The organism is Variovorax sucrosi, from assembly GCF_051216635.1.
Lineage (GTDB): Bacteria > Pseudomonadota > Gammaproteobacteria > Burkholderiales > Burkholderiaceae_C > Variovorax.
Genome location: NZ_JBPJZU010000014.1, coordinates 104,204 through 110,687, shown reverse-complemented (window position 1 = coordinate 110,687; position 6,484 = coordinate 104,204). Strand labels below are relative to the sequence as shown.

6 protein-coding genes are annotated in these 6,484 nt (G+C 69.3%); all 6 read left to right on the top strand.

Translation table 11 applies throughout. The annotated features are described in order from the left end of the window. Window positions 1-178: 178 nt before the first annotated feature. The 6 genes from glnK to glcF all read left to right on the top strand — a co-directional run bounded on the left by glnK (window position 179) and on the right by glcF (window position 6,434). Window positions 179-517 carry a P-II family nitrogen regulator gene (glnK, locus tag ACSFBE_RS23340; RefSeq protein ID WP_140844855.1) on the top strand — a complete coding sequence of 113 codons (339 nt, stop codon included), beginning with the start codon at window positions 179-181 and terminating at the stop codon, window positions 515-517. A gap of 31 nt (window positions 518-548) precedes the next feature. Beyond that, a complete protein-coding gene (locus tag ACSFBE_RS23335) occupies window positions 549-2,096 on the top strand; it encodes an ammonium transporter (protein WP_435492783.1) in 1,548 nt (515 codons plus the stop codon). 167 nt (window positions 2,097-2,263) lie between these two features. After that, on the top strand, window positions 2,264-3,187 hold the full coding sequence (locus tag ACSFBE_RS23330; protein ID WP_435492782.1) for an SMP-30/gluconolactonase/LRE family protein: 924 nt from the start codon (window positions 2,264-2,266) through the stop codon (window positions 3,185-3,187). A gap of 41 nt (window positions 3,188-3,228) precedes the next feature. After that, window positions 3,229-4,341 (top strand): glycolate oxidase subunit GlcE, encoded by a 1,113-nt coding sequence (gene glcE / locus ACSFBE_RS23325; protein ID WP_435492781.1) that lies wholly within the window; start codon window positions 3,229-3,231, stop codon window positions 4,339-4,341. A 21-nt stretch (window positions 4,342-4,362) separates the two neighbouring features. Next, window positions 4,363-5,169 carry a YoaK family protein gene (locus tag ACSFBE_RS23320; RefSeq protein ID WP_435492780.1) on the top strand — a complete coding sequence of 269 codons (807 nt, stop codon included), beginning with the start codon at window positions 4,363-4,365 and terminating at the stop codon, window positions 5,167-5,169. A gap of 35 nt (window positions 5,170-5,204) precedes the next feature. Beyond that, a complete protein-coding gene (glcF, locus tag ACSFBE_RS23315; protein WP_435492779.1) occupies window positions 5,205-6,434 on the top strand; it encodes a glycolate oxidase subunit GlcF in 1,230 nt (409 codons plus the stop codon). Window positions 6,435-6,484: the final 50 nt, after the last annotated feature.

Genomic DNA, 6,484 nt, shown 5'->3' with positions numbered 1-6,484 from the left:
CGTACGACTTCGGCAGCGGTGTGGCGCTGTACGGCGGCGTGCAGGGCGCCAACAAGAAGGACTTCTACGGCTTCGTGAACAAGGCGCGTGGCATCGTCACGCTCAGCAAGACGCTGTAAAGAACAAAGGCGCGACCCATGCTGCCGCGCCGACTCATTTCATCTCTAGGAGAAACGCCATGAAGCTGGTCACAGCCATCATCAAACCATTCAAGCTCGACGAGGTGCGCGAAGCCCTCTCGACGATCGGTGTCCAGGGGATCACCGTGACGGAAGTCAAGGGCTTCGGTCGCCAGAAGGGCCACACCGAGCTCTACCGCGGCGCCGAGTACGTGGTCGACTTCCTGCCGAAGGTCAAGATCGAAGCGGCCGTGGCCGACGAACTGGTCGAGCGCGTGATCGAGGCGGTCGAGGGGGCCGCCCGTACCGGCAAGATCGGCGACGGCAAGATCTTCGTCTACAACCTGGAACAAGTGGTGCGCATCCGCACCGGTGAAACCGGCCGCGAGGCACTCTGATCTCGCATCGAGGCACGAAAGAACAATCGACATGAAAAAACTGCTTGTCTCACTCGCGCTCGGCCTGAGCGTGCTCACCGCCGGCGTGACCGGTTTCGCACAGACACCCACGCCGAACGCACAGGAAGCCGGCGCAACGTCCGGCGCCGCACCCGCCGCCACCGCACCTGCGGCCGCACCGGCCGCTGCCGCTGCACCCGCGGCTGCCGGCGCGCCCGCTGCCGACGCTGCAGCGCCTGCTGCCGCCGCCCCGTCCTTCAACAAGGGCGACACCAGCTGGATGATGCTGTCGACGCTGCTGGTCATCATGATGACCATCCCCGGCCTCGCCCTGTTCTACGGCGGCCTGGTCCGCAGCAAGAACATGCTGTCGGTGCTCATGCAGATCATGGTCACCTTCTCCCTGATCGTGGTGCTGTGGCTCATCTACGGCTACAGCCTGGCGTTCACCGAGGGGAATGCCTTCATCGGCGGCTTCGACCGGCTCTTCATGAAGGGCATCTTCGATGCGGCCACCGGCACCTTCGCACCGGCCGCAACCTTCAGCAAGGGCGTCTACATCCCCGAACTGCTGTTCGCTGCCTTCCAGGCCACCTTCGCCGGCATCACCTGCTGCCTGATCGTCGGTGCCTTCGCCGAACGCGCCAAGTTCTCGGGCGTGCTGGTGTTCATGGTCATCTGGTTCACCTTCAGCTACGCGCCGCTGGCGCACATGGTCTGGTTCTGGATGGGCCCGGACGCCTACACCGCCGCGAACGTGGTGGACGCCACCAACGCCAAGGCCGGTCTGATCTGGCAATGGGGCGCGCTCGACTTCGCCGGCGGTACCGTCGTGCACATCAACGCAGCCGTCGCCGGCCTGGTGGGTGCCTACGTGATCGGCAAGCGCATCGGCTACGGCAAGGAAGCCTTCACGCCGCATTCGCTGACGCTGACGATGGTCGGTGCCTCGCTGCTGTGGGTGGGCTGGTTCGGCTTCAACGCCGGTTCGGCCCTCGAAGCCGGCACCAGTGCCGTGCTCGCCTTCATGAACACCTTCTCGGCCACCGCCGCTGCGGTGCTGGCCTGGTGCCTGGGTGAAGCAATGATGCGCGGCAAGGCCTCGATGCTGGGTGCAGCGTCGGGTGCGGTCGCCGGCCTCGTGGCCATCACCCCGGCTGCCGGCAACGTCGGCCTGATGGGCGCGCTCATCATCGGCTTCGTCGCCGGCTTCGCCTGCCTGTGGGGCGTGAACGGCCTGAAGAAGCTGTTGGGTGCGGACGACTCGCTCGACGTGTTCGGTGTGCACGGTGTCGGCGGTATCGTCGGCGCGCTGCTCACCGGCGTGTTCAACACGCAGGCCCTCGGCGGCCCGGGCCTCGTGGGTGACTGGGTCACGGCGGGCGTCGTCTCCAACGGCATCGGCGCCCAGGTCTGGATCCAGCTCAAGGGCGTGCTGCTGACCATCGTGTGGTCGGGCGTCGTGGCCTTCATCGCCTTCAAGATTGCCGACCTCACCGTCGGTCTGCGTGTGACGGAAGAAGAAGAGCGCGAAGGCCTCGACATCTCCGCACACGGCGAAACCGCCTACAACCGTTGATCGGCTGAAGCGGCCGCTGCACCGCGCAGCGGCTTCTTCGTCAGAGAATTTTCAAAGAGTTTTCAAGCGAGAGTCTCCTTTGGATGTTCAGCCCGCAGTGCCTCGGCACCGCGGGCTTTTTTTTGCCCGCATGCCGCACCGCCTCGGCGGCCCCCACAATGGGTTGCATGAACTGGACACCTCTGCACGACAGCGCCTGTGCGCTCGGCGAATCGCCGTTCTGGCACCCCGACGAACAGGCGCTCTACTGGCTGGACATCGTGGCGTGCACCGTGCTGCGCACCCGTGGTGCCGGCAGCGCGATGCGCATCGAGCGCTGGCCGCTGCCCAGCGAGCCCGGCTGCATGGCGCCGGCCCGCAGCGGCGGCCTGGTGCTGGGCCTGCGTGACGGCATCTACCGTGCCCGCACCTGGGGCGCTGAGCTGCAACTGCTGGCGCGGGCCGAGCACGACACCCGCACCATGCGCTTCAACGACGGCAAGTGCGACCCGCTCGGCCGCTTCTGGGCCGGCACCCTCAACGAGGCCAAGGACCGCGCCAGTGCGGCGCTTTTCTGTCTCGACGCACGCGGTGGGGCCACGCCGACGCTCACGAAGCGGATCGACGGCGCCACCACCGCCAACGGCCTGGCCTTCGCGCCGGACGCCCGCACGCTCTACTGGGCCGACACCCCGTCGCATGCGGTGCGCGCGTGGGACTGGGACGCGGCGGCCAACACGCTGTCGGGCGAGCGGGTGTTCGCGCGCGTCGCGCCCAAGCCCGCCGGCTGGAGCGCCGAGGCCGGCGGGCCCTACGACGGACGGCCCGACGGCGCCACCGTGTCGGCCGACGGCCACTACTGGGTCGCGATGTTCGAAGGCGCGCAGCTGCTGCGCTTCGCCCCGGGCGGCGAGCGGGTCGACGCGCTGCCGGTGCCGGCGCAGTGCCCGACCATGCCCTGCTTCGGCGGCGACGACCTGCGCACCCTGTTCGTCACCAGCGCCGCCAAGGGCCGCAGCGATGCCGAGCGGGCACGGCTGCCGGCGACCGGCAGCGTGTTCTGGACGCGCACCGAAACGCCGGGCCTTCCGGTGAACTTCTTCGAGGACTGACCCTGCCCGGCAGCCCCTGGCGCGGCAGTACCATCGGTCGCATGGACCCCGAGCTTCACGCCATCGCGCAGCGCATCCGCGCTGCCACCGCCGCCGCGACGCCGCTGCGCATCCGCGGTGGCGGCACCAAGGACTTCTACGGCGAGCCGATCGAAGGTGAATCGCTGGACACCCGGGCGCTGTCGGGCATCACGAGCTACGAGCCGAGCGAACTGGTGGTGACGGTGCGTGCCGGCACCCCGCTGATCGAACTCGAAGCGGTGCTGGCAGAACAAGGCCAGTGCCTGCCTTTCGAGCCGCCGCATTTCGCTGCACCCGACAACGAGGGCGGCACCGTGGGCGGGATGGTCGCTGCGGGCCTGTCGGGGCCAGCGCGCGCGAATGTCGGCGCGGTGCGCGACTATGTGCTGGGCGCGACGCTGATCAACGGCCGTGGCGAACTGCTGAGCTTCGGTGGCCAGGTGATGAAGAACGTGGCGGGTTACGACGTCTCGCGCGTGCTCGCCGGATCGCTCGGCGTGCTGGGCCTGATCACCGAGGTGAGCCTCAAGGTGCTGCCGGTGCCGCCGGCCGAGGCGACGCTGCGCTTCGCCTGCGGGCAGGCCGAGGCGCTCGAGCTCCTGCATGGCTGGGGCGGTCGGCCGTTGCCGCTCAATGCGAGCTGCTGGGTGCCAGAAGGCGGCGACGGCGTGCTCTACCTGCGCCTGCGCGGCGCGGTCGCGGCGGTCGAGGCCGCCTGCGCCCAGCTGGGCGGCGAGCGACAGGCCGATGTGCGGGCCGATTGGGATGCCTGTCGCGACCATCGCCTGCCCTGGTTCGCGGAGACACCGGCGGGGCACGACTTGTGGCGCCTGTCGGTGCCGCAGACGACACCGGTGCTGGCGCTGGACAGCCCGCCGCTGGTCGAGTGGCACGGCGGCCAGCGCTGGTACTTCGCGCCCGGCGGCGCGGGCGCCCGGTTGCGCGCCGCGGCCCGGGCGGCCGGTGGCCATGCCACCTTGTTCCGCGCCGCGCAGCCGGCCACCGACCTGCCGCGCTTCGATGTGCTGACGCCGCCGCTGGCGCGCATCCACCAGGCGCTGCAGCGCGAGTTCGACCCGGCCGCCATCTTCAACCGCGGTCGGCTGTACCGCGTCGAGCCCGCGCGCGGCTAGCCGGCGTCGACCGCCGTCGCCATGCGCCGCCTGCTCCACCTCACCGGACAGCACCGAACCGCGTCGATCGATCGGCTCTTCGGCCTGCTGCTGGCCTTCAATGCGGGCGCGGTGAATGCCGGCGGGCTGCTGGTGGTGCACATGTACACCTCGCACATGTCCGGCTTTGCCTCCCAGCTGGCCGATGGGCTGGTGCTGGGCAATCTGCCGCTGCTGTTGGGTGCGCTGGGTGCGCTGCTCGCCTTTGTGGCCGGCGCCGCGACCACCGCGATCGTGGTGCACTGGGCGCAGCGGCATCGCCTGCGCAGCGCCTTCGCCATGCCGCTGATGCTGGAGGCCGCGCTGCTGCTGGTCTTCGGCCTGCTCGGCGCCATCACGCTCAGCTGGCCGACGCCCTTCGCGGTGCCGCTCACGGTGCTGCTGCTGTCGTACATCATGGGCCTGCAGAACGGGTTGAGCTCCACCATGTCGCACGGCAAGATGCGCACCACGCACATGACGGGCCACGTCACCGACCTGGGGCTCGAACTCGGCCGGCTCTTCTATCGCAACCACCGCCACACGCCGCCCGAACAGCGGGTGCGGGCCAATCGCGTCGCCCTGCGTTTCTACGGCGGACTGCTCGGCATGTTCATCGCCGGCGGCGTCATCGGCGCGGCCGGCTTCAAGTACATCGGTTTCGTGTGGGTGGTGCCGCTGGCCGCGCTGCTGCTGGCGCTGTCGCTGCCGCCCTTCCGTCGGGACCTGCGGCGCTCGGTCTACCTGCAACTGCTGCTGGGCTCGGTGGCGCGGCGCTTTCGCGGCCGCGCGCCCCCCTCCAGTTCCTAGTCGCCGACAATCGACGGTACAACGAGACAACCACGATGCAAACCGAACTGGCCCCCGAATTCCAGGGTACCGCGGACGGCCGCGAGGCCGAGGCCATCCTGCGCAAGTGCGTGCATTGCGGTTTCTGCACCGCCACCTGCCCGACGTACCAGCTCCTCGGCGACGAGCTCGACGGCCCGCGCGGCCGCATCTACCTGATGAAGCAGGTGCTCGAGGGCCAGCAGCCCACCCGCGCCACGCAGCTGCACCTCGACCGCTGCCTGACCTGCCGCAACTGCGAGACCACCTGCCCGAGCGGCGTGCAGTACGGGCACCTGGTCGACATCGGCCGCAAGATCGTCGACCAGAAGGTGCCGCGCCCGCCGATGGAAGCGGCCACGCGCTGGCTGTTGAAGGAAGGCCTGAGCTCGCCGCTGTTCGCGCCGGCGATGAAGCTCGGCCAATCGGTGCGCAGCCTGCTGCCCGAGAAGCTGCGCGCCAAGATCCCGGCCAAGCAGGATGCCGGCAGTTGGCCGACGCGCACGCATGCCCGCAAGGTGCTGCTGCTCGCCGGCTGCGTGCAGCCGTCGATGATGCCCAACATCAACAGCGCGACGGTGCGGGTGCTCGACGCCGCCGGCATTCAGACCGTCGTCGCGCCCGCGGCCGGCTGCTGCGGCGCGGTGAAGTTCCATCTCAACGACCATGACGGCGCCAAGGCGCAGATGCGGGCCAACATCGATGCATGGTGGCCGCATGCCGAGCGCGACGACGTGGAAGCCATCGTCATGAACGCGTCGGGCTGCGGCGTCACGGTGCGCGACTACGGCCATGTCTTCAAGGACGACCCGGCCTATGCGCTGAAGGCACAACGCATCAGCGCGCTGACGCGCGACCTCAGCGAACTGCTGCCCGACCTCGTACCGGCGTTGAAGGGTCGCGTTGCGGCCCCTGCGGGCGTGGTGGCCTACCACCCACCCTGCACGCTGCAGCACGGCCAGAAGCTGCGCGGCGGCGTCGAGGTGAACCTGCGCGCGTTGGGCTTCGACGTGCAGGTCGCGAAGAGCGAATCGCACCTGTGCTGCGGCTCGGCCGGAACCTACTCGGTGCTGCAGCCCGAGCTGGCCTACCCGCTGCGCGACCGCAAGCTCGGGCATCTGAACCAGTTGCAGCCGACCACCATCGTGTCGGCCAACATCGGCTGCATCACGCACCTGCAGAGCGGCAGCCAAACGCCGGTGCGGCACTGGGTCGAGCTGCTGGATGCCGCGCTGACGCCGGCTTGATCGCACAGACGCCGGCGTCTTCGGCCGACGTGCGCACGCTGCGGCGTGCG